Raw genomic sequence first — 23,378 nt, 5'->3', positions numbered from 1 at the left:
TTTTGGAGTACCAAATGGATTTAGACACTTTTCTTGACACCCTAAATGACACACCAGCAAAAATTAGCTTCGCCGATACCATGGCTGTCATCGATGAAAATTATGACTTTTCACCCACAGCATTTAAAAATGCAGGTTTAGAAAACCAAGCTGGTCAGAATAATGGCTCATGCAAGATTTTTGCGTTTGGATTACTGCATGATTTGAACGAAGCCCATACGTTGGCTTGTTTTGGTGATTATTATCGTCAGGATGTTTTGTTAAATCCAAAAGGTGAAGACCACCAAAACATTCGCCACTTTATGAAACATGGCTGGGACGGCATTAGTTTTGCCGGTGAAGCATTAAGCCCCAAATAAAAGAATGGGCAACAGCATCATGCTGTTGCCCTTTTTTCTTTTACAGTAAAACGCGTTCGATACCGCCTGCTTTAACATTTTCAATAAAGCCGGTATGCCAGTTGTCACCTAAGACATGTTTGGCAACCTCAACCACAATGTAATCCGTCTCAATACCTGTATCTTCACTGTAACGAGACAGACCTTGCTGACATGCAGGGCATGAGGTCAGCATTTTCACATTGCCATTTTTCGCTTTATCTTCACCCGTTAACGCCTGAATACCTTTGGTGATTTCTTCTTCCTTACGGAAACGTACCTGTGTTGCGATATCAGGTCTGGCTACCGCGAAGGTACCCGCCTCACCACAACATCTATCACTCAAGGTGACATCTTGACCTAACAAGGTGCCAGCAACGTTAGTTGATTTATACGTTTTCATCGGCGTATGACATGGCTCATGGTACAAATACTGAACCCCATCGACACCATCCATTTTGACGCCTTTTTCCATCAGATATTCGTGAATATCTAACAGCCGGCAACCTGGGAAGATTTGTTCAAATTCATATTTCAACAACTGATCCATACAAGTACCGCAAGATACGATAACGGTCTTGATATCCATATAGTTCAGCGTATTGGCAACACGATGGAAAAGTACGCGGTTGCTCGTAGAAATCGACGTCGCTTTCGCATCATCACCGATAGAGGCTTGCGGATAACCACAGCACAGATAACCTGGTGGCAATACTGTTTCAGCGCCTACTTCGTAGAGCATGGCCAAAGTCGCTAAACCTACCTGACTAAATAGACGCTCAGAACCACAACCAGGGAAATAGAAAACGGCATCCGAATCTTCATTCACTTTGTGCGGATCACGCAGGATTGGCACCATCTTGTCATCTTCTAGCCCCAACATACCGCGCGTAGTTTGCGTTGGTAAATTACCAGGCATTGGTTTTTTCACAAAATGAACAACCTGCTCACGAATCGGTGTTTTACCTGTAGTAGGTAATGGCCGTTTCTTCTTACCATTAGCTAATACACCCAGGTATTTTGCTGCACCGTGTGCCAAACGCTGGGCTTTTGCCCCCATTTGCACTAATGATTTGTGCATCAAATTAACGGTCAATGGATCTTTGGCATTCAGATACGCCATGGCGCTCATCGTACCCAAGCTCACATTACGTTTACCCTGTTTTTTCAGCACCGCACGCATCTTCATGGTGACATCACCAAAGTCGATGTTAACTGGGCATGGATTTACACAGCGATGACAGATGGTGCAGTGATCAGCCACATCATTCATCTCATCAAAGTGACGAACGGAAATACCACGGCGCGTTTGCTCCTCGTAGAGGAACGCTTCCATGATAAGACCGGTACCTAAGATCTTGTCACGCGGTGAGTAAAGTAAGTTTGCCCGTGGTACATGAGTAGTACATTCAGGCTTACATTTACCGCAGCGTAAGCAATCTTTAATATCGTTATTGATTTCACCCAGTTCACTGGCTTCTAAAATCAACGCTTCTTGTTGCAACAATCTCAATGACGGCGTGTAAGCATTATCTAAGCCTGAGCCTGCTAATAATTTACCGGCATTAAAGCGACCATTGGGATCGACTTTTTGTTTATAACCAGCAAAAGCATCAATCGTCGCTTTATCAAGATATTGCATCTTGGTAAGACCTATACCATGCTCACCAGAAATAACACCGCCTAATTTGTCGGCCAACGCCATGACTTGATCAACGATGAGCTCAGCTTCATGCATCATCTGATAATCATTAGAGTTCACCGGGATATTGGTATGAACGTTACCGTCACCCGCATGCATGTGTGTTGCAACAAACAAACGGCTAGAACGTTTTTCAGCATGAATGTCATCAAGCTTATTACGCAGCGCTTCCAAAGCTTGACCTTGGAAAAGCTCTTTTAATGGCTTCTCAACTTCATTGCGATATGAAATGCGTAGATCCCGACGCTGTAACACCCGGAATAAGGTATCCCCAGCATTAACAGCAGCTTTGGCATCTTCTGAAAGCAAGTCACCCAAGCTTTCCGCAGGTGCATCAAGACTATCTAAAACCTGCTGCCAGCGAGCCTTAACAACCAATAAGTGTTCACAGGCCGTGTCGATTTTTGACTGTAAAATCGCATCATTTTCAGCGCAGTCATCCATCTGCTTAGCCATTTTCTTCAGCTCTTTTGGCTGGCTTTGCAGGTAGGTTAAAACCGCATCAGCAGTCGTCAATTTACTACGCGTTGACTGAACAATATTGATACGCTCGATACCATCGTTGTATTCAGAGAGTCGCTCAAGCGGAATAACAACGTCTTCGTTAATTTTGAACGCGTTGGTATGTTTTGCAATCGCCGCTGTTCTCGCACGATCAGCCCAAAAACGAGCACGCGCTTCAGGACTTACCGCAACAAAACCTTCGCCATCACGGGCATTAGATAATCGAACGACCTCAGAGCAAGCTTCAGCAACTGCGTTTTCATCGTCACCGACGATATCAATCAGCAATACCATTTTTGGTGCAACACTTCGCGGTGCTTTGGTGCTGTAATCAACCGCCTTTACATAACGCTCATCGAGATGTTCCATACCTGCTAACAAGATGCTCTTGTTGGCGTCGAGGTAATTTTTCGTCTCAACAATGGCAGGCACAGCTTTGCTTAAATCGTTACCAAAGAACTCCAAACACACTGTACGAATGTAGTCAGGCATACGATGCAAAACGAAGACTGATGACGTAATCAGACCATCACAACCTTCTTTTTGAATACCTGGCAGACCGCCTAAGAATTTGTTGGTAACGTCTTTACCTAAACCCAACTTACGCAGTTCGCGTGCAGGGATTCGAATAACTTCTGGCTCTTCAATCAGCGTTTTACCATCAGGTTGGAAACGACTGATTTTAAATTCGGCCGTTTCAATATCATGGATTTTGCCCATGTTGTGGTTAAGACGCTCTACTTCCATCCATGTCGCATCTGGCGTCACCATTCTCCATGAGACAAGGTTATCCAGTGCAGTACCCCACATGACGGCTTTTTTACCACCCGCATTCATCGCAACGTTACCGCCGATAGTCGATGCATCTTGTGAGGTCGGGTCAACGGCAAAAACAAGACCATGCTTACCAGCCAAGTCAGAAACACGACGTGTTACAACACCGGCCTCAACTCGCACTGTAGCAACTTGATCATCACGCCCCGGTAGCTGGCGATACACAACACTATCAATACCATCTAGTTTCTCGGTATTAATGACGACACTGTCAGCAGACAATGGAATCGCACCACCGGTATAGCCAGTACCACCACCACGCGGGATTACCGTTAAGCCAAGCTCAATACTCGCCGCAATAATGGCAGCCATTTCGGCTTCACTATCTGGAGTAATAACTGCAAGCGGAAACTCTACACGCCAGTCAGTCGCATCCGTCACATGTGAAACGCGAGACAAACCATCAAATTTAATATTGTGCTTTTTGGTCACACGGCTCAGTTTGCGCATCACTTGTTTACGACGTTCCGCAGTTGCCAATAAGTCACGCTCAAACTTTTCAACAGCCTGACGAGCAGATTGCTCTAACGTCAACGCCAGTTGATTATCGTTTTGTTCAGCACGATTACGGATCTGATCTAAACGGTGATGTAACGCATGGCGAAGTGACTGCCAACGCTTACTATTTTCAACAAGGTCATCTTGGATAAAGGGATTGCGAGAAATCACCCACATATCGCCAAGCACTTCGAAAAGCATCTTGGCACTGCGACCTGTTTTCCGCTGTTCACGCAATTGCTGCAGAATGTCCCACATCGACTCACCCATGTAGCGAATAACGATTTCGCGGTCTGAGAATGAGGTGTAGTTATAGGGAATTTCGCGTATTCGGCTTGACATAGCGGCTTAGCTAATCCTTGTTAAATCATGGTATAAAATAATTAATCGCCAATTTTAACACGAAGCCGATAAATAGAAGGCTTACAAATAACATGCCTTTTATTAGGCAATAACTATAGAGCCCAAAATCAATGGATTTTATTCAAATTTTTGTTCTTGCTGTTTTGCAAGGACTTACAGAGTTTTTGCCGATCTCCAGCTCAGCCCACCTGATTTTAATGCCCATAATTGCCAACTGGCAGGATCAAGGTTTGGCCTTCGATGTTGCAGTCCATATTGGTACTTTATCGGCGATTGTTTTCTATTTCCGCAAACAATTGCGCACATTAATTTATGATTGGTTTGCATCGTTACACCAACGCCAGCGTGTTGGTGATAGTCGACTGGCTTGGGCAATTATTTTTGGCACCATTCCGGTTGGCTTAACAGGTGTCCTTTTTGGCGACTTTATTGAAGTTTATTTGCGCGACCCACTCGTTATTGCCGCAACAACCATTGGCTTTGGTTTATTACTCGGCTGGGCAGACTGGCAAGGTAAACGTGTTCGAGATGAACATACGCTTCGCTGGCAAGACATTTTAATTATTGGTGTTGCCCAGGCCTTAGCACTGATTCCCGGCACATCTCGCAGTGGCGTAACAATGACCGCAGGTCTGATGCTTGGATTAACGCGCGAAGCTGCTGCACGTTTTTCTTTTTTATTAGCGATTCCGGTAATTACTTTAGCGGGGATGTTAAAAACCGGCGAATTAATCGTCGCTGAAACACAAGCGGATTGGTCAGTACTATTTACCGGTGCATTGTTCTCGGCAATCAGCGCCTACTTATGTATAGTAGTGTTCCTAAAATTACTTGAACGCATTGGCATGTGGCCGTTTGTCATTTACCGGCTCATCCTCGGCGGCATATTGCTTTGGCTGTTTCTATAAATGCTGTTGACAGTGGCAGTCTGAATCCGTAATATTCTCCCTCTTTATTTGGACCGCCTGCGTATTTTTTCAGGAGCAACCCGCGGAATGAAAACCATTAGTGCTAAACCAGCCGAAGTTCGTCGTGACTGGTTCGTCATCGACGCCAACGGCAAAACGCTGGGTCGCATGGCGACCGAAATTGCCCGCCGTCTGCGTGGCAAACATAAAGCGATTTACACACCACACGTTGATACCGGTGATTACATCGTAGTTATCAATGCTGAGAAACTGCGTGTTTCTGGTAACAAGATGCAAGATAAAATCTATTACCACCACACTGGTCATATCGGTGGTATTAAATCTATCTCTCTGGCAAAACAGCTGGATAAAGCACCTGAGCGTGTTATCCAAACTGCGGTTAAAGGCATGTTGCCGAAAAACCCACTGGGTCGTGCAATGTTCAGCAAGCTGAAAGTTTACGCTGGTAGTGAGCACCCTCACGTTGCCCAACAACCTCAAATGCTGGAAATTTAACGGATATCGTCATGGCAGATTTATATTACGCAACCGGCCGTCGCAAAAGTTCTACTGCCCGTGTTTTCTTGAAACCAGGCACTGGTAACATTTCAATCAATACCCGTTCACTGGAAGATTACTTTGGTCGTGAAACTTCACGCATGGTCGTACGCCAACCATTAGAATTGGTTGAAATGCTCGACAAAGTTGACCTGAAAATCACTGTTCGCGGTGGTGGTAACAATGGCCAAGCTGGTGCCATTCGTCACGGTATCAGCCGTGCATTGGTCGAACTGGACAGTGAATTGAAAACTGAACTGCGTAAAGCAGGCTTCATTACACGTGATGCACGTGCCGTTGAACGTAAGAAAATCGGTCTGCATAAAGCACGTAAGAAACCACAATTCTCAAAACGTTAATTCGTTGGGAATTCGAAAAAAACCACCTTTACGGTGGTTTTTTTTTGCCTGGGACTTTACAAATTCTGCTAGAAACAATAAAAATTCAAATAACTTTAACTAACAGGAGTGGTTTAGATGCGTTCAGTCATATTTTCGGGGTTACTAATTGCTTTATTAATGCCAATTAGCCAAACAATGGCCGACTCGCCTGAAATAGCATTTTCAACTGGCGCATTTGAGGTATTTGAAAGTGATAATAGTGCCGAATTTGGCGCTGAGTATCGCTTTGCACCACAAGCTTGGAGTTTAGTACCAGCGATTGGGGTTTCCGCTAATAGTGATGGTGGATATTGGACCCATGCCGGCCTTCGCTACGATTTCAAACTAGGAGAAAAATTTCTCCTGACTCCCCAACTAGCCATTGTTGGTTACGAAGATGGTGGTGGTACTGATCTAGGCAGTGGTTTTCTATTTCGAAGTGGTATCGAGCTGGGTTACCGACTATCGAATGCCAGTAAACTTTCTGTAACGCTTTACCATATGTCGAATGCAGATCTCGCAAAAAATAACCCAGGCTCTGAGTCATTGATAGTGAGCTACAGCTTTACACCTGATAGTTGGCGCTAAAGTTTTATTTGTAGAGCTTACCCTTACCTTCTGGCTGAGTTTTAAAACGACGGTGAACCCAAAGATATTGCTCAGGTGAGCGACGTACTTGCGATTCCACCCAATCATTTATGCGCTGCGCATCTGCAAGATCATCACCTGTTGGGAAATTATCAAGCTCCGGCCCAATATCAATTAAATATCTGCCATCTGGCTGACGGATTGGTACGTAAGGCACAATTGCCGCCCCACTCATTTTGGCAATACGTGCCGTCGCTGGAATGGTCGCGGCTTGCACACCAAAAAACTTCGCGAAGACGCTGGTGCGTCGACCAAAATCTTGGTCAGGTGCATACCAAACGACTTTATTTTTCTTCAACGCACGTAACATGCCTCGCATATCAGCCTGAAGTACCGTACCTTCACTATGAAAATTTCGGTACTTCAACATTACGGCATTAAACAGTGGGCTTTTTAATTCGCGAAACATCACATACGTTGGCTGTTTTAACATAATCAAACGGCCACCCAGCTCCATACTGGTAAAGTGACCCGTTAATAAGATCACGCCTTTACCTTTTGCCAGCGCCGCTTGAATATGTTCAAGTCCGCGATAATCAACACGCTTTGCTAATCTAGCATCAGAAGCCCACCAACTTAGGGCCGTCTCTAGCGGCATCATGCCCATCGTCTGCATATTACGACGCAGTAGATTGTGCCTTGCATCCTCTGATAACTCAGGAAAACAAAGTTCTAAATTGCGTCTAGCAATACGCGCACGGTCTTTTGCAAATAACCACATCAACTGACCAATACATTTACCAATCGCCAATTGCCAACTTGCAGGAAGCGTCACCGAAAGCCTCATTAGGGTGAGTCCAAGCCAGTTTGGCCAATACCGAGGATGTAAAAACTGTTTTTGTAAAACTTTCATTTTGCCTGTCAGCTGGAAAATTGCGCCTATGCTATCATCCTCGGGCATTAACCGCCCAATTACACGATGCAGCGAGCCTAATTTGAAGTTTATTTATACCTTGTTGTTTTACCTTGCGATTCCGTTTCTATTATTACGCCTTATTTGGCGTGGGTTTCGAGCACCCGACTATTTAAAACGTTGGCCTGAAAGGTTTGGCTTTATTTCATCGAGAACAAGTCAAAGCCCTTTAATCTGGGTACATGCTGTATCTGTCGGGGAAGTTGAAGCTAGCCGTCCATTAGTTAAAGGTTTGCAGGAAAACTATCCTCAGCATCAACTGTTAATTACCACCATGACGCCAACAGGTAGTGAACGTGTCAAACGGCTATTTGGTCAGAAAGTGCTACATGTCTATCTACCCTATGACATGCCGTTTGCTATTAAACGTTTCCTAAAGGCGATGCGCCCGCAATTTGGCATTATTATGGAAACAGAGTTATGGCCAAACTTATTATTAACCTGTCATAAACAACACATTCCGCTGGTCATTGCTAACGCCCGCTTATCAGAACGTAGCGCCAAAGGTTACCAACGTTTCGCTAAGTTTAGTCGCCAAATGCTACAAAGTTTGCCTCTAATTGCCACGCAAACTCAAGCTGATAGACAACGCTTTCAGGCACTCGGTGCGCCTGCTGAGCGAGTACATGCTGTAGGTAATCTCAAATACGAAATTAACTTACCCGCCAGTTTGCATGAACAAGCAGAAGCAATGCGTTCGATGTGGGGGAATCGCCCAGTTTGGATTGCAGCAAGCACTCATGAGGGTGAAGAAGAGATTATTCTCAATGCGGCTAAACAAGTTCGTGCCAAGTTTAATGACTTATTACTTGTCATCGTCCCCCGCCATCCAGAACGTTTTGATCGAGTTGCTGGTCTTTGCCGAAAAAGCGGCTTAAAAACTTTACGGCGCAGTGAAAACAAACCCTGCCCGTCAACAACCCAAGTGCTTGTCGTTGATACCATGGGCGAATTACCACTGTTTTATGCAGCAGCGGATTTAAGTTTGATTGGTGGAAGTATGGTGCCTCATGGCGGCCATAACCTACTTGAGCCAGCCGCCTTGGGAAGAGCCGTTATTACAGGTCCTCATTACTTTAACTTTACAGAAATTACCGAGCGCTTTTTACAGTTTGGCGCTGTTGTCAAAGTGAACAATAGTGTTGAGCTTGCTCAAGCTGTATCGCAGTTATTAGCCGATCCCAAACGACGGGCAGAAATGGGCGAAGCTGGTCTTGATTTGATAAATCAAAGTAAAGGCGCCAGCGCAAGATTATTAAACCTCATACAACGACATATTCACCATGCCTGATGACGTTTATTGGATGCAGCACGCTCTGCAATTAGCAGAAAAAGCACAAGCAGCAGGAGAAGTACCGGTTGGCGCTGTAATCGTTCAAAACGATGAATTGATTGCAGAAGGATATAACCAGCCAATTTCTCAGCATGATGCGACAGCACATGCCGAGATCATGGCTTTACACACTGCATGCCAAAAGCTGCAAAATTACCGGCTGCCGGGTACAACAATGTACGTAACGCTTGAACCCTGCATTATGTGTGCAGGCGCTTTAGTGCATGCGCGTATTGAACGGCTCGTCTATGCTGCAAGCGAACCCAAAACTGGCGCAGCGGGTAGCCTGCTTGATGTATTCACACTCCCAAATATTAATCACCGTGTTAACTGTGAGTCAGGCGTTCTTGCTGAGCAAAGCAGCCAATTATTGCGTGATTTTTTTCGTCAACGCCGTTAAAACGAGTATCTACTAACAAGAAATATCGACCTTTAGCTAGTCGTATTTAATGGTTGTGGCCTAAACTTTAAAGGGTGCAAATCTGTCTTTATCAGGTGATAATTTATCATCGCCAACGACAAAGTATTATTTTGAAAAAACGCTTAGTTTTACTTTTAGTTTTAACAGTACTGACGCTGAGTGCCTGTAACGATAGTCGAACGCATTTGGATCAAATCCTAGAGCGTGGTGAACTTCGTGTGGTGAGTCGTCAGGGCTTGACGACTTTTTATCAAAGAACGGCACATGAAATGGCTGGCTTTGAATATGAGCTAGTCAAACATTTTGCTGATGAACTGAACGTTAAACTCAAAATCATCATTCCAGAAAGTTTGGGCGATATGTTGCGTATGCTTGAGCATGGTGAGGCCGATATCGCTGCAGCCGGACTCACCGTCACCGCCGAACGACAGCAACGCATGCGGTTTGGTCCGGTTTATCACGAAGTTACCCAACAACTAATTTATCGAAACGGCTCAAGACGCCCACGAAACATTGCACAATTAGGCAATGGACAATTAGAAGTGCTTGCTGATAGTAGTCATGTCGAGCATTTAGTCGCATTAAAGAAAGAAGTACCAGAACTTACCTGGATCGAAAATGATGATATTGATACGACTGGTTTGCTCGAGTTGCTGCAACTAGAACTTATTGATTACACCATTGCCGACTCGAATGAAATGTCGGCCACCCGTGGTCTATATCCAGAACTACGCGTTGCCTTTGATGTGTCTGATCCTCAGGCTTTGGCTTGGGGTTTAAAAAAAGGACCTGACGTAAGTCTATATCGAGAAGTCATTAACTATTTTGAACACATCGAAGAAAATGGCTTTCTTGACCGTATGATTGAGCGTTATTACGGCCACATCCGACGTTTTGACTATGTTGATAGTCGTGCGATTAATCGCCGAGTATTAACCCATCTTCCAGAATATCAAGATTGGTTTACGGAAGCCGGGGAGGAATATGACTTTGATTGGCGGCTATTAGCAGCTGTTGCCTATCAAGAGTCACATTGGAACCCAGAAGCAGTTTCGAATACAGGTGTTAAAGGCCTGATGATGCTGACACGCGCGACAGCTGAAGAAATGGGGGTTGATGATCGAGAAGACCCAGAACAAAGTATTAAAGCGGGTGCCGCCTATCTTGACTTGATGCGTAAGCGCCTTCCAGAGCGAATCATGGAGCCAGATCGAACCTGGATGGCATTAGCTGCCTACAACATTGGTCAAGGCCACCTTGAGGATGCCCGTCGATTGACACAAATGAATGGTGGCAACCCAGATCGCTGGTCAGATGTTCGCGAAAATCTGCCACTACTATCTCAGAAAGAGTGGTTCGATAAAACCCGTTATGGTTATGCCCGAGGTGGAGAACCCGTACGTTATGTGGCTAATATTCGTCGTTACTACGACATCATGCTGCAACACAACAGCATCAATCCTGAGCAGCCACTGCAAGTTGAGCCCCCTGCAGGCCCAACCCAATCGTTACCGGCTGCAATCTAATCATAAAAAAGCCCGCTTAGGCGGGCTTCTTTGAATACCGTTTTACAGCTTAATTAAGGCATTAACTTCTCAAGACTTTCGTAGGTAATCGCCCCAACCGCAAGACCATTATCTTTTTGGTAACGAGTTAATGCGGTAATCGTACGCTCACCGATATAACCATCAGCTTCACCGGCATTATACCCAGCATCATTTAATGCATTTTGTAGACGCTGTAATAAGTCATTATCAAGATCTTGATCACAGACGGCACGACGCGTTACCACTTGTGGCTCACCCAGATATTCAACAACAGGTAATACCGTTTTAATTTCCGATGTCTGACGCTGATCAACTTGTTCAGGTGTCAACACTTCTTGATAAGCCACCTGCTCAACTTCCGGCTCAGATTGTACCTCTTCAACACGTGACGCCTCAACCAACTCCCAACGACTGACAGTGGCATATTCAGCTGGCTCTTGGTAGGTTTCAATTCGCTCGTCAGAAACCAAAACTTGCTTGCTGATTTGCTGGGTCTTCGCTGGAATTTCTTTAGCACAGAAGCTGCGAACACCCGTTGAGTGAGCATAAGCTGCACCAGCGGCCACACATGGTTCTAAAACTGAGGTTGCTTCTTCAACAACGACTGTTTCCTGACGTGTTTCATAAACAGCTGGCACAACACGATTTTTGGTCATGGCCGGTTTCACCATGATTTGCTCAGTGATTTTTTCAAAGCGAGCAGGTTTTACAGTATAGGTCGTGTGCGACTGCTTGGTGACCACTTGCTGATATCCCTCAGAGATACGTGCAGGCACAACAGTAATCGCTTTACTACTATCTTTGGTAACAAATTCTTTTTGACGCTCAACAGCTTGTGGATAGACTGTCGCCTGTACATAACATTGGCCAGGTAAAACAGCGTCACCCTTGGCAGCAGCTGGCATAACTTCAGTTTTTGGTGATTCAGTAACCACGGGTTGCGCTTGTGGTAACGCTGGCGGTGGTGGCTCAACAAGTACGGGTGATGATTTTACTTCAGTTTCATCAGCGACCAATTTGGCAGGCTCTGCTGTATTGGTTTCACTGTCTGTTGTTTTTTGTTGCGCTAACTTTTCTTCATGCTCACGAATGATTCTTTCTTTGACTGAGTCAGGTAACTCCGTTACCACAACACATCCTGCCAGCAGACTTAGCATAGTAGCTAAGAGGGTGATTCTTATCACGATATTCGTCCTGAAGTTTGTTACCAAAGGTTTTAAGGTTAGCCGCTTAGCTTAGGTATGACAAGTAGTCATAACAAACATTGCCTTATGTTATTTTTACAGCCAATTAACAACAGATTTTTTTCATCATTCTGATTATTAACAGCGCGTTTTGTTTGACATAAAAAAGCCCGCTGAAAACGGGCTTTTTTAATCAAAGGTGTTGAGAATTACTTTTCTTCAGCAGCCTTAACAACCAAATAATCTACAACATCAAGCATATCTTCAAGACTACCGGCTTGCGGTGCATCAGTACGATATTTCGCGTCAACAATCATTGCTGGCACACCTGTGATACCTGATGTTTGGCTCATAACCAGCGCTTTTTTCACTTTGGTTTTTACACCAAATGAATTCATACGCTTTAAGAAGTCTTCACGGTCAATACCTTGCTCTTCAACAAAGTCCAACAATTCTTCTTCACTATTTAAACGACGTTTTTCAACATGAATAGCGTGGAAAAGTTTTGGATGAAGCATTTCTAAATCACCACTTTGCTCTGCAGCATAGAAAACGCGCGCCAACTGTAGCCAACTATCACGGAAAATTGCTGGGACCAGTTCAAACTCGGCATTGTCAGGTAATGTTTCTTTCCACTGTGTTACTTGCGGATCTAAACGAAAGCAATGTGGGCAAGAGTATGAAAACAACTCAACCACTTTTACTTTCTCACTGACGTCATTGCTTGGCATTTGTTTGCCCACTTCAGCGTAGTGTTGGCCTAGCTGATAATCAGCAGCGTTCGCGGCTAATGGCAACATAAACATTGCTGGAACAAGCAGTAATGCTTTCATCATTTTCTTCATCATTATTTCCTTTAATTACAACGTGCCATAGGAATGCAGGCCCGACAAAAACATATTGACACCTAAAAAGGCAAATAAGGTCACGAAAAGACCAACAATTGCCCACCAAGCCATTGGCACCCCACTCCACCCCTTGGTCATTCGCATATGTAACCAAGCGGCATAGTTAAGCCAAACAATCAGTGCCCAAGTCTCTTTCGGATCCCATGACCAATAGCCCCCCCAAGCTTCAGCTGCCCAAAGTGCCCCCAGAATGGTTGCCACCGTAAAAAAGGCAAAACCCAGTGCGATACTTTTATACATTAAATCATCCATCAGATTTAATGATGGCATTGCTAAAACCCAGCTACTTTGTGGATTTTTTTGATGACGCCAAGCCACAATCAAATAGGCCACACCAATCATGGCCGCCATGGCAAATGCGCCATAACCTATGAAGTTAGCCGGGACATGGATCTTCATCCAGTAACTTTGCAGTGCCGGTACTAATGGCTGAATTTCATGCGCATTACGTTCAAAGACGTACCAAAGCTGGAAGAAAACAGCCGCAGAAATGACCAATAAAACGAAACCACCCAATTTACGTGTCATATAACGACGTTCGTAAAATAAGTACAGCAAAGCCGTTACCACAGCAAAAAGAATGAAGACTTCATAAAGATTACTGACAGGGATATAACCAATGTCTTCCCCCATCATATGGGTTTCACGCCAACGAACCATTAAGCCAACCATACCCATAGTAGTAGCTGACCACGTTAAAACTGAGCCCATCTTTTCTAAATAGTCGGAGCGGCGCCATAAACCAGCAAAGTAAGTGACGGTAGCAGCCAAAAACAACGCACTCATCCACATTAGTGCTGATTGGCTAGCTAAGAAATATTTCAACCAGAAATTACTCTCTGCAAGGCTTAAGTCTGTGCCATAAATTTGTAGCGCGAATAAACTTAGTACTGCGACAGCAATACTGTGACTTCGAAACGGTGGCCAGTAATGACCAAGAAATGCCATGCTAATCGCCGTCAGAATAAGGATCGTCGTTTCGTAGACATCCAAAACACTATGATAGACATAAAAGATGCCCACGGTAGCAACCAGTAATAGCAGTGGCCACCACCAGTCTTTACGCAAATTCGATTGCTCTAATTCTGTTGTCGTCATCAGCTTCTCTTAATCTCTCAGCCAGTCAAGTTAGTTGACTGGTGGCTTAGCAGAGTTCCCGTTTCCGTTTGCAAATATCTGATGCTGACTGGTAAAAAAGTCATCAAATTCGCGTGGATTACGGTTGCTGGTTCCCGCCATCAGAACCTTGCTGCCATCACCATCGTTTTCTAACCAGAACCACAATCTACGCTGTGGCACATAAAATAATAAAAACACACCAATAACTAATAATAAGCAGCCGAAATACACCGTATTTTTACCTGGTGATTTGGCAATTTGTAGCCCGGTCGATTGAATATGCTCAAAATCATTTAACTTCAAAAATACCGGTGAACCATAGCGAGGTAATGTGCCAATGGTATCAACAGCATCTTGTAAGAACTGTAATTCTTCAGAATCCGTAGGATCGGCTTGTGGAGCAACTTCTGTAAAGTACATACGAGCCAGCATTTCTCTTAGCATACCTAAGTAGGCTGGCGCTAAGTTGTCGCGCTCAGCTTCTGGCAACTCATTTTCAATAAAGTCGCGAACTTCATCAAACCCGCCACGCATAAACATTTTGATTAATGTTTCTAGCGTTGATTGCAGACTATTTTCAAGGTCAGGGTCACTTGCAGGCATGATTGATAACGCTTCACGCATCATCATATTAGCAGCACGTTGTGTTTTTTCTTGGTCACGTAGGGCGGCACTAAATGCCACAAACTTATCTAGCTCACCATTCTCATCTGCAGGGATATAAAGATAAGAGAATTCTTCCGCAGGGCTGTTTCTGACACCACTCAAATAAAATTCGCGACCATCACGTGGCACCGGCAACATGTAGTTTTCATATTCACGTGCTTCACCGGTAGGTGAGCGTAACTTGAAGGTGATACTTGGCCCAAAATTGCGAATATTGTCCGGGTCATCTTCTGTCGGGTCTGGGTTGATATTAAACGGTCGAAAATTGCTCATTTCTAACCGCATTGTTGTATCACCCCAGATAAGCTCACTGTTGGCAAATACTTTGGTTTCTAGCGAGACTGGCTGGGAACCAATGCGCGTATCCAAAGGCCAAGCGGAAACATCCAGGTTCGAACCACCATCACCAAAACTCGCTTGGTAAATAGCATGGCCTTTATAGATCCAAGGGTGGTTAACCGAAATAGTTTGTCTCAAAGGTTCATCTAATGCAGGGTCGATAATGACCAAATCTGACTCAAAGGATTTGGGTTGACCAGTTGAATAGTGTTCAACACGGAATTCTTCAACTTCAATACGAAATGGTAAGGCCTGTAAAAGATAGCCATCACGAACTGGCAAAAAGGCAACTTCAGCGCCCCGCCCTTCTGGGATACTGACCGTGCCACGAAATGCCAAGTCACTAACGGGTAAGCGGCTTTCGGCTGGAATATCACGAATCGCCAAATCTCGTGTTTCAATTTTTAGCTTTCCTTGCCACTCAGCGATTTTTAATGGCAGATTGCCATCTAATAAACCACCAACGCAGATCACCACAATCGCGATATGCGTAAACAAGTAACCTAAGCGGTTCCAACCACCTCGCATCGCAGAGAGCAATACGGCATCATTTTTTTCGGTGACTCGGCTTCGAAAACCTTTGCTTTTAAGTTGTTTCCGGTAATCGGCAGTTAATGCATCGACAGGTTGTGATGCAGACCATTCAGCATGATGGTGCATCAAACGTAGGGATTTTTTTTGAACCTGCGTACGTAACTGCCACATTTCACGCAGCATCGCAGGGGTATGACGAACAACACAGACACTGGTTGAGATGACTAATAACGTCAAAATAACTAAAAACCAAACCGCACTGTAAACATCGTACAAACCAAGTGTTTCAAAAACTTCAAACCAGAATGGCCCGAATTTGATGACGTAATCGGTATAAGGCTGGTTTTGCTGGAGAACGGTGCCAATAACAGAGGCAATGGCTAAAGTTAGCAATAGTGTGATTGCCAGCTCCATGGAACCAAGAAATTGCACTAACCGCTGTTGAAATAGTCGCTTGTGCATGCGTGGGGATTCTTTTTCTGACATATGCGGCGAGATTAGAGCCGGAAACTATCAGTAAGTTTCCGGCCAATAAAACCAGTGATTAAGAAGTCAGATCAGTGCAGACCAGAAACGTAAGCTGAAACGGCTTTGATTTCTTCTTCAGTCATTTTTTGAGCGATGTCACGCATCATGCCATTAGGATCATTGGCGCGTGTACCATCTGCAAAATGTTGTAGTTGAGTCGCGATATATTTGCTGTATTGCGAAGACAACATAGGCCAATTGGCTGAAGGAATACCTTTACCATTTGGACCGTGGCAAGCCATACATGCTGGTACACCGGTCTCAGCATTACCACCGCGATATAGTTGACGACCTGCTTCAACTAACTCTTCAGCTACGGCACCCGCAGCAATTTCTTGTGATGAAAAATAAGCAGCTAAGTCCAACATATCCTGTTCACTCAACTCTTGAGCAATTGGATACATAATGGCATTTTCACGTTTACCACTTTTGAAGTCGGCTAATTGTTTCGCAATATAACCAGCATGTTGACCCGCTAGTTTTGGAAAATCTGCCGCAGGGCTATTACCGTCAGCAGCATGACATGCAGCACAAACCGCCGCTTTTTCTTTTCCCGCAGACACGTCACCAGCAGCGGCGACCATCGCTGTACTACTCAACGTATAGGCTGCAACCACTGCCAAAAAAACATTTTTCATGGTGATTCCTAAGATGCTTACTTTTAGATACTTAAACTCGCGATATGGTACGCTTATTGAGATATTTTTGCACCTGGAAAGGTTCCATGTCTGAGCTGTACCGCCGCGCCCAATATACTGGTAGCGCCACCCAATTATCACAATTGCCTCCTGATTCTGGAATCGAGGTCGCTTTTGCTGGTCGATCAAATGCTGGTAAATCTAGTGCTATCAATACGATAACGCAAATCAGTGGTTTGGCTCGCACCAGTAAAACACCAGGCCGAACCCAAATGATAAATTTCTTCACATTGGATGACACTCGCGCCTTAGTCGATCTTCCCGGCTATGGTTATGCAAAAGTCCCTGAGAAAATGAAGTTACGTTGGCAAGAAACGTTGAGCAAATATCTTGAAACTCGACAAAGTCTTCAAGGATTAATGTTGATGATGGACTGCCGTCATCCATTAAAAGAATTTGATTTGCAGATGCTCGAGTGGGCAAAACAAGCAGAGTTAAGTGTACATATCTTGCTTACTAAGTCCGATAAGCTCAGCAAAGGTGCCGCAGGTAGTACCTTACAGCAAGTTCGAAATACGCTTCGTAAAGTTGGCAGTCATGCAACAGCCCAACTGTTTTCATCTTTGAATAAGAATGGACGCGATGAAGCCATTGCGAAGTTGGATGATTGGTTTGCCGTAAATACACCGTCGGCAGTCATTGCGCAAGAATAACGATTTTAGATAAACCGGCGCTATTTCACACTTCTGAAAAGGTATTAAATTTCAGAGGGATAAATAGCTCAAAATCATTGTTAAGTCGCATGTCCTTGACGTGCACTGATAGCGCCAATAATGATGCCCGTAAGACTGAATTTATCGGCAATCAGAGTGCTATAATCGAAAACAATGATTTCTGACGTAAAAAGTCAGCCTCTGGTAACGAAGCCAAAGCATGACGGCTTAATCAGCCCGTCATGACAACCCTGAACATCCTCTAAAACGCCACTTTAAGGATACGTTATGACGACTCCACGTTACTTATGTACCGCATCACCGGCTGCAACTTTGTACGACACACCCGCTCTCGACATGGATATCAAAGCCTTAGCTGAAGATATCAAACGGTATTACGGCACACACTTAGCGCAGGAAAAAGGCTGTGCATCCGGCCATTACCTCTACTCCGCTTTAGCATTAACGCTCAGAGATCGTCTATTTGAGCGGATGAAACAAACCAAACACACCTATTCACAATCACAATGTAAACAAGCCTATTACCTTTCCATGGAATTTCTGATGGGTCGGGCTTTAGGTAATGCTGCATTAAATTTGGGGGTGGAAGACACGCTCAAAAAAGCCTTAGTTGAGCTAGGCCTAGACTTTGAAGAACTGGCTGAAATGGAACACGATGCTGGTTTAGGTAACGGTGGTCTGGGTCGTTTGGCTGCCTGCTTTATTGATAGCTGTGCAACATTGCAATTACCGGTCACCGGTTATGGATTACGCTACGAATACGGCATGTTCCAACAACGTATCGAAAACGGTTATCAGCAAGAAATGCCTGATCACTGGCTTCGTGACGGAAACCCTTGGGAATTAGAACGTCCAGAATACACACAACGCATCAAATTTGGTGGCCACACCGAATTTCATCGAAATGCCAGTGGTTGGATGGAAGTCCAGTGGGTTAATACCAACGATGTTCTGGCCGTACCTTATGACCTACCGGTTCCAGGTTATAAGAACGGTACTGTCAACAAATTACGTCTCTGGAAAGCGGCTGCAACAGACGAGTTTAATCTCGAAGACTTTAATGCAGGTTCTTATACCGATGCGGTTGCTGCTAAAAATGAAGCAGAAAACATCAGCATGGTGTTGTACCCAAATGATGCAAGCGAAAATGGTAAAGAGCTGCGTTTACGGCAGCAGTACTTCCTCGCCTCAGCAAGCTTGCAAGATATTCTTGAACATTGGGTGATGATCAATGGCGATGACTTTACCCATTTTGCTGAAAAGAACTGCTTCCAGTTAAACGATACGCACCCAACGGTTGCAGTTGCTGAGTTAATGCGTCTGTTGATTGATGAACATGGCTTAAGCTGGGATGCCGCATGGGATATCACCAGCAACACCATGGCTTATACCAATCACACGTTATTGCCTGAAGCACTTGAGCGCTGGCCAGTTAATTTATTTGGTCGTTTGCTGCCCCGCATTCTTGAGATCATCTACGAAATCAATGCCCGCTTCTTACGCGAAGTCGCAAATCATTGGCCAGGTGATCGTGAACGCTTATCTCGCCTTTCGATCATTGAAGAAGGCTCTCAACAGCAAGTGCGTATGGCTCACCTTGCAATTGTCGGCAGTTTTTCAGTTAACGGTGTTGCTGCACTGCATTCAGAGTTACTGAAAAAAGGCTTGTTCAAAGACTTTTATGCCCTGTGGCCGACAAAATTTAATAACAAAACCAACGGTGTTACCCAACGTCGTTGGATGGCATGGTGTAACCCAGCTCTGAGTGAGTTAATCACCGACAAAATCGGCGAAGCTTGGATCACCGATTTATCACAATTGAAAAAGCTTGCTGCATTTGCCGACGACAAAGCCTTTCAAACGAAATGGCATGATGCAAAACGCCAAAACAAACAAAAATTGGCTGAGTTAGTTCAGCAAAGTTGTGGCGTAACGTTTAACCCAGACGCTATGTTTGATATTCAAGTGAAACGTATTCACGAATACAAACGTCAGTTGCTGAACGTACTTCACGTGATTCATTTGTATGATCGTATTAAACGTGGTGATACCGAGGGTATTGCGAAACGTTGTGTTTTGTTTGGTGGTAAGGCTGCACCCGGCTATGCCATGGCCAAACAAATCATCAAGCTGATTAATAACGTTGCCAACGTGGTGAATAATGATCCTGAAGTCGGTGACTGGTTAAAAGTCGTTTTCTTACCGAACTATCAGGTTTCAGCAATGGAAGTTATTTGTCCTGCTGCTGATCTTTCTGAACAAATCTCAACTGCCGGTAAAGAAGCTTCAGGTACCGGCAATATGAAATTCATGATGAATGGCGCCATGACCATCGGTACTTTAGATGGTGCGAACATTGAGATCCGAGAAGAAGCTGGTGATGAAAACTTCTTCTTGTTTGGCCTCTCAGAAGAAGAAGTGGATGCCATGCGTCAGCACTATAACCCACAAGCCATTATCAATAGTGACCCTGATCTAAAACGGGTCATGGAATTGTTACGTGGCGGTCATTTCAATCAATTTGAACCGGGTTGTTTTGATAACGTGATTAATGCCTTTACCAGCTCTCATGATCCATGGATGACAGTGGCTGACTTCCGTAGTTATGTTGATGCGCAACATCAAGCGGGTTTGGTATATCAGGACCAAACACGTTGGATCAAAATGAGCATTATTAACTCGGCGGCGAGTGGCAAGTTCTCAACCGATCGCACTATGGATGAGTACAACGATGACATTTGGAAACTAGAAAAAATTCAGCCTAAAGATTTCTAATAGCCAAAGATACTGACCTACGAAAGTAGGTCAGTATTAATTATGTCTCGCTGCAGGCCACCAAAGAGGGCTATCAATATCAGCCATTCGATATGCCAATACTTTTGCCTGAATATCATCGCGTAACAAGTAAGCTTCTAGCGCTTGCGCCCCTGCACGATTAATTGGCCGTTTATCATCCAGCACTCTAGTAATTGCCATAATACGTTGTAAAACCGCATCATCGGTGTAAATGATTCGCATCGCAGAAGCGTGTGTTTCTTGATATTTCAGAAATGGCACTGCCCCCCAAATGACATACGCTTGATGCTTCTCAGCAGCCTCGATGGCCTCACTATTACTTACGCCGTCATCAATAAACCATTCCGCGGTTGCCGTCGTATTCAGCATTGCCATAATCGTATTGGTCAATGCCTCAACCCCATGATTATTATTGGCTAACAGCTTGTTATGTGATGTCTGAATAGCCGTCAGAGCTTGCTCGAGAGAATCAGCCTCTGCAACATTTGCCGGGTCAGAAATCGGGCCAATTAAAACCACTTGGTTAGCAAAGACCATTTTAGGCCAACTTCCAAAACCGCTCTGCACAAACTCTTGCATGCCCGATTTACCATAATGGGCAATCACCAAATCCGCTTGGCCATCAAGTGCTCTTTCAAAAACATCACTGCCACTGTAAACATTCACTTGATAGCCAGTCTCAGTAGTAAAGTCAGCCAACAGATAGTCAATCAAACCACTATCTTGTGGCGTATTTACGACCGCAAGTCGAATAGTATTAGAAGTTTGAAACTGAGGGGAATGACTACAAGCGGTAGTCCAAAGAACAAGACTTACAATGGTTAAGCGAGCTAATGCGCTCAGTGATGAACGCATTAGCTTTTTTGCCTATTAGTAGCGTAAGTTAACGCCGGTATAGAGGAACCTGCCAGGTTGAGGATAGCCATAACTGGTTTCGTAATCCTTATCGAATAAGTTTTCGACACCAGCATAAACGTCTGCATTACCACCAGCAAACATATATTTGATACGAGCATTAACTAGCTCAAAGCTATCCAATTTTTCACGGTAAACAACGTTATTATTGTCTTCATAGAAATAGTTCTGCGTCCCGATCCTGACAACATCACCAGATAACTGCCACTGAGGTGTGAGTTGATAAATCGCTTGCAAACTAGCTTTGTGCGTTGGGCGGTACTGTAATTGGTTAGTTAAAGCATCTGTTGATTTATCTTCACTATCCATAAAACCCAATGCCGCTCGCAAAGTGAATTTTTGGTTCACTTGATAAGCACCATCAATATCAATACCTTTAAAGCGTAATGCTTCACGATTTTGATATAGGTTTGTATCGCTATCTCGCTGAATAAAGTCATCAGCATATGTTTGCCACAACGCAATATTCAGCAAACCACGTTGCCATTGGTTACGCATACCTAATTCATAATGTTTAGCACGTTGAAAACCAAGTTCAATATTGCCGCGACGAGGGTCATAAAGATCTCTCAGAGTTGGTGCCTCAGCCTTACGCGCAAATGTCCCATAAACTGAAGTGACTTCAGTCAACGGTTTGCTCAGTGAAAACTGCGTACTGTAAGCCGTTTCATCACTCGCACCTGACAAGTCTAATTCATGGCGTCCAATACCCACTACAGCAGTCATGTCATAAGGAAGGCTTTGTGTTAATTCCACCGCATATGAACGAACACTAATATCCTCATCGGTACTCGTTGGCGTATAAGGTGTTACTGGACATGGCTGGTTTCCGCCACCGCCACCGCCACCGCCACCGCCACCGCCACCGCCACCGCCACCGCCGGAAGCGATTGTGCAGTCCAGACCATTTTCATCATAGTCTGCATTACGGTGATCAACACTAAATGCCACTTGGCTGCCAGTGGTTGGCAGTTGACCAATCAATTGGGCATGAACACCTTGGCTTTGCGTTTCTTCATTACTCAAATAACTTCCATTAGATGTGATACTGGCAAATGAGTTGTCGTCGTATCTTGCACTTCGCTCTTGCATATGGTTATCAAAGAACCATAATCGACCAGTCCAATTATCTGTAAAATCGTAATCAGCACCGACCTGCAGCGAATAACCTCTCTGAGACTCAACACGATCATATCTTGCTCGCTGTGCAAAATTATCATCATAAGTTATAGAAGGTTTACCGTATTCACCTTCTAGGTAACTGGCAAACATTCCGACGGTCAAACGACTTGTGAGATCTCGATGGTAAGACATCACCAAGTTTTCACGACGATTATCGCTATTATTACGTTCTTGATTATCTTGGAAATTATCAGCAGTTGAAGCGAGATCAGTATTGAAATTGTTGGATACCGCAAAAGCATCACGATCTCGCACACCATAGCCAAAGAAGAAGTCTTGATCGGCATCACCATAACCGACCTGACCATTGGCTAACCAAAAATCATCACTGCCGCGTTCTAGTTTTGATGCCGCTTGAAAACCATCCGTAACCCCACGGGTTTTGATATCAATGACACCCGCCATACCACCATCACCATATAGCACTGATGAGCCGCCGATGTGGGTATCAATTCGACCAATTGCAAAAGCTGGAATCAGGCTTGGATCAAACTGACCATCAGATGTCGAGTTAAATGGAATACCATTCAACAGCAATTTGATTTGTCGTGTGCGAAGGCCGCGAATGTCCATGCGAGGCGTACCATCACCACCATAACGAACATTGGTACTTGGCAGTAAACGTAAAGCATCTTCTAAACTTCTTGCTCCCATCAACTCAAGATCTTGTTGATCAATTTGATATTGGGTACCTGCTTCAGGTTGCTGGTTAACAACCAAACTGCCTAGTTCGTATACAGACTCTTCTTCTGCTGCCAGCGCCGGTGAGGCAACAATGGCGGCAAAAATGGCTAAGGATATATTTTTGTATGCATATCGCTTAGTAAACGATGGGAGAGATTTCACTTT

19 protein-coding genes are annotated in these 23,378 nt (G+C 44.5%); 10 read left to right on the top strand and 9 right to left on the bottom strand.

The genetic code is table 11. The annotated features are described in order from the left end of the window. Positions 1 to 14 precede the first annotated feature (14 nt). Entirely contained in the window at positions 15 to 359 is a 345-nt protein-coding gene (locus tag OMP94_RS09635; protein WP_266278079.1) for a HopJ type III effector protein, read from the top strand. Positions 360 to 399: 40 nt separating this feature from the next. Here the strand turns inward: OMP94_RS09635 and OMP94_RS09630 are convergent, their stop codons facing one another. Beyond that, on the bottom strand, positions 400 to 4,257 hold the full coding sequence (locus OMP94_RS09630) for a DUF3683 domain-containing protein (RefSeq protein WP_266278078.1): 3,858 nt from the start codon (positions 4,255 to 4,257) through the stop codon (positions 400 to 402). Positions 4,258 to 4,388: 131 nt separating this feature from the next. Between OMP94_RS09630 and OMP94_RS09625 the strand changes: the two genes are divergently transcribed. From OMP94_RS09625 to OMP94_RS09610, 4 genes are all read left to right on the top strand, one after another. Further along, entirely contained in the window at positions 4,389 to 5,186 is a 798-nt protein-coding gene (locus tag OMP94_RS09625) for an undecaprenyl-diphosphate phosphatase (RefSeq protein WP_266278077.1), read from the top strand. Positions 5,187 to 5,273: 87 nt separating this feature from the next. Continuing rightward, positions 5,274 to 5,702, top strand: coding sequence for a 50S ribosomal protein L13 (rplM, locus tag OMP94_RS09620; protein ID WP_266278076.1), 429 nt, complete (start codon positions 5,274 to 5,276; stop codon positions 5,700 to 5,702). Between the two features lie 11 nt (positions 5,703 to 5,713). Next, a complete protein-coding gene (gene rpsI, locus OMP94_RS09615) occupies positions 5,714 to 6,103 on the top strand; it encodes a 30S ribosomal protein S9 (protein ID WP_266278075.1) in 390 nt (129 codons plus the stop codon). A gap of 117 nt (positions 6,104 to 6,220) precedes the next feature. After that, positions 6,221 to 6,712: an acyloxyacyl hydrolase gene (locus tag OMP94_RS09610; RefSeq protein ID WP_266278074.1), complete on the top strand. Its 492-nt coding sequence runs from the start codon at positions 6,221 to 6,223 to the stop codon at positions 6,710 to 6,712. A gap of 4 nt (positions 6,713 to 6,716) precedes the next feature. Here OMP94_RS09610 and lpxL read toward each other — a convergent pair whose 3' ends face one another. Continuing rightward, positions 6,717 to 7,625 (bottom strand): LpxL/LpxP family Kdo(2)-lipid IV(A) lauroyl/palmitoleoyl acyltransferase, encoded by a 909-nt coding sequence (lpxL, locus tag OMP94_RS09605; RefSeq protein ID WP_266278073.1) that lies wholly within the window; start codon positions 7,623 to 7,625, stop codon positions 6,717 to 6,719. A gap of 82 nt (positions 7,626 to 7,707) precedes the next feature. Here lpxL and waaA point away from each other — a divergent pair, with 82 nt between their 5' ends. The 3 genes from waaA to mltF all read left to right on the top strand — a co-directional run bounded on the left by waaA (position 7,708) and on the right by mltF (position 10,965). Continuing rightward, on the top strand, positions 7,708 to 8,976 hold the full coding sequence (waaA, locus tag OMP94_RS09600; protein WP_266278072.1) for a lipid IV(A) 3-deoxy-D-manno-octulosonic acid transferase: 1,269 nt from the start codon (positions 7,708 to 7,710) through the stop codon (positions 8,974 to 8,976). Further along, the gene (gene tadA, locus OMP94_RS09595; protein ID WP_266278071.1) at positions 8,969 to 9,418 is read left to right on the top strand and encodes a tRNA adenosine(34) deaminase TadA; all 450 of its coding nucleotides are present in this window, start codon (positions 8,969 to 8,971) and stop codon (positions 9,416 to 9,418) included. Before waaA ends, tadA begins: the two co-directional genes overlap by 8 nt. A gap of 131 nt (positions 9,419 to 9,549) precedes the next feature. Beyond that, on the top strand, positions 9,550 to 10,965 hold the full coding sequence (gene mltF / locus OMP94_RS09590) for a membrane-bound lytic murein transglycosylase MltF (protein WP_266278070.1): 1,416 nt from the start codon (positions 9,550 to 9,552) through the stop codon (positions 10,963 to 10,965). Between the two features lie 53 nt (positions 10,966 to 11,018). Here the strand turns inward: mltF and OMP94_RS09585 are convergent, their stop codons facing one another. The 5 genes from OMP94_RS09585 to OMP94_RS09565 all read right to left on the bottom strand — a co-directional run bounded on the left by OMP94_RS09585 (position 11,019) and on the right by OMP94_RS09565 (position 16,902). Then, positions 11,019 to 12,116: a peptidoglycan-binding domain-containing protein gene (locus tag OMP94_RS09585; RefSeq protein ID WP_266278069.1), complete on the bottom strand. Its 1,098-nt coding sequence runs from the start codon at positions 12,114 to 12,116 to the stop codon at positions 11,019 to 11,021. Positions 12,117 to 12,379: 263 nt separating this feature from the next. After that, on the bottom strand, positions 12,380 to 13,018 hold the full coding sequence (locus OMP94_RS09580) for a thiol:disulfide interchange protein DsbA/DsbL (RefSeq protein ID WP_266278068.1): 639 nt from the start codon (positions 13,016 to 13,018) through the stop codon (positions 12,380 to 12,382). Positions 13,019 to 13,030: 12 nt separating this feature from the next. After that, positions 13,031 to 14,176 (bottom strand): c-type cytochrome biogenesis protein CcsB, encoded by a 1,146-nt coding sequence (gene ccsB / locus OMP94_RS09575; protein ID WP_266278067.1) that lies wholly within the window; start codon positions 14,174 to 14,176, stop codon positions 13,031 to 13,033. 30 nt (positions 14,177 to 14,206) lie between these two features. Continuing rightward, a complete protein-coding gene (locus tag OMP94_RS09570; RefSeq protein ID WP_266278066.1) occupies positions 14,207 to 16,198 on the bottom strand; it encodes a cytochrome c biogenesis protein ResB in 1,992 nt (663 codons plus the stop codon). A gap of 95 nt (positions 16,199 to 16,293) precedes the next feature. Next, the gene (locus OMP94_RS09565) at positions 16,294 to 16,902 is read right to left on the bottom strand and encodes a c-type cytochrome (protein ID WP_266278065.1); all 609 of its coding nucleotides are present in this window, start codon (positions 16,900 to 16,902) and stop codon (positions 16,294 to 16,296) included. An 86-nt stretch (positions 16,903 to 16,988) separates the two neighbouring features. Here OMP94_RS09565 and yihA point away from each other — a divergent pair, with 86 nt between their 5' ends. Then, positions 16,989 to 17,615, top strand: a complete 627-nt coding sequence (gene yihA, locus OMP94_RS09560; RefSeq protein WP_266278064.1) for a ribosome biogenesis GTP-binding protein YihA/YsxC — start codon at positions 16,989 to 16,991, stop codon at positions 17,613 to 17,615. Between the two features lie 288 nt (positions 17,616 to 17,903). Then, entirely contained in the window at positions 17,904 to 20,411 is a 2,508-nt protein-coding gene (locus OMP94_RS09555; RefSeq protein ID WP_266278063.1) for a glycogen/starch/alpha-glucan phosphorylase, read from the top strand. Between the two features lie 36 nt (positions 20,412 to 20,447). On the opposite strand, the gene OMP94_RS09550 is transcribed toward OMP94_RS09555, so the two are convergent. Continuing rightward, positions 20,448 to 21,287, bottom strand: a complete 840-nt coding sequence (locus OMP94_RS09550; RefSeq protein WP_266278062.1) for a substrate-binding domain-containing protein — start codon at positions 21,285 to 21,287, stop codon at positions 20,448 to 20,450. A gap of 15 nt (positions 21,288 to 21,302) precedes the next feature. Then, positions 21,303 to 23,375, bottom strand: a complete 2,073-nt coding sequence (locus OMP94_RS09545) for a TonB-dependent receptor (protein WP_266278061.1) — start codon at positions 23,373 to 23,375, stop codon at positions 21,303 to 21,305. Positions 23,376 to 23,378 lie beyond the last annotated feature (3 nt).

The sequence above is a fragment of the Methylophaga sp. OBS3 genome (genome assembly GCF_026319325.1).
Classification (GTDB): domain Bacteria; phylum Pseudomonadota; class Gammaproteobacteria; order Nitrosococcales; family Methylophagaceae; genus Methylophaga.
Note: the sequence above shows the minus strand (reverse complement) of the source record. Positions and strands in the feature narration are given on the sequence as shown.

Excerpts from the sequence above, each read along its gene's own strand:
- OMP94_RS09610 (WP_266278074.1), top strand. The coding sequence starts at position 6,221 with ATGCGTTCAGTCATATTTTCGGGGTTACTAATTGCTTTATTAATGCCA.
- OMP94_RS09635 (WP_266278079.1), top strand. The coding sequence starts at position 15 with ATGGATTTAGACACTTTTCTTGACACCCTAAATGACACACCAGCAAAA.
- rpsI (WP_266278075.1), top strand. The coding sequence starts at position 5,714 with ATGGCAGATTTATATTACGCAACCGGCCGTCGCAAAAGTTCTACTGCC.
- OMP94_RS09555 (WP_266278063.1), top strand. The coding sequence starts at position 17,904 with ATGACGACTCCACGTTACTTATGTACCGCATCACCGGCTGCAACTTTG.
- ccsB (WP_266278067.1), bottom strand. The coding sequence starts at position 14,176 with ATGACGACAACAGAATTAGAGCAATCGAATTTGCGTAAAGACTGGTGG.
- lpxL (WP_266278073.1), bottom strand. The coding sequence starts at position 7,625 with ATGAAAGTTTTACAAAAACAGTTTTTACATCCTCGGTATTGGCCAAAC.
- OMP94_RS09570 (WP_266278066.1), bottom strand. The coding sequence starts at position 16,198 with ATGCACAAGCGACTATTTCAACAGCGGTTAGTGCAATTTCTTGGTTCC.
- OMP94_RS09550 (WP_266278062.1), bottom strand. The coding sequence starts at position 21,287 with ATGCGTTCATCACTGAGCGCATTAGCTCGCTTAACCATTGTAAGTCTT.
- rplM (WP_266278076.1), top strand. The coding sequence starts at position 5,274 with ATGAAAACCATTAGTGCTAAACCAGCCGAAGTTCGTCGTGACTGGTTC.
- OMP94_RS09625 (WP_266278077.1), top strand. The coding sequence starts at position 4,389 with ATGGATTTTATTCAAATTTTTGTTCTTGCTGTTTTGCAAGGACTTACA.
- OMP94_RS09580 (WP_266278068.1), bottom strand. The coding sequence starts at position 13,018 with ATGATGAAGAAAATGATGAAAGCATTACTGCTTGTTCCAGCAATGTTT.
- yihA (WP_266278064.1), top strand. The coding sequence starts at position 16,989 with ATGTCTGAGCTGTACCGCCGCGCCCAATATACTGGTAGCGCCACCCAA.
- OMP94_RS09630 (WP_266278078.1), bottom strand. The coding sequence starts at position 4,257 with ATGTCAAGCCGAATACGCGAAATTCCCTATAACTACACCTCATTCTCA.
- tadA (WP_266278071.1), top strand. The coding sequence starts at position 8,969 with ATGCCTGATGACGTTTATTGGATGCAGCACGCTCTGCAATTAGCAGAA.
- OMP94_RS09565 (WP_266278065.1), bottom strand. The coding sequence starts at position 16,902 with ATGAAAAATGTTTTTTTGGCAGTGGTTGCAGCCTATACGTTGAGTAGT.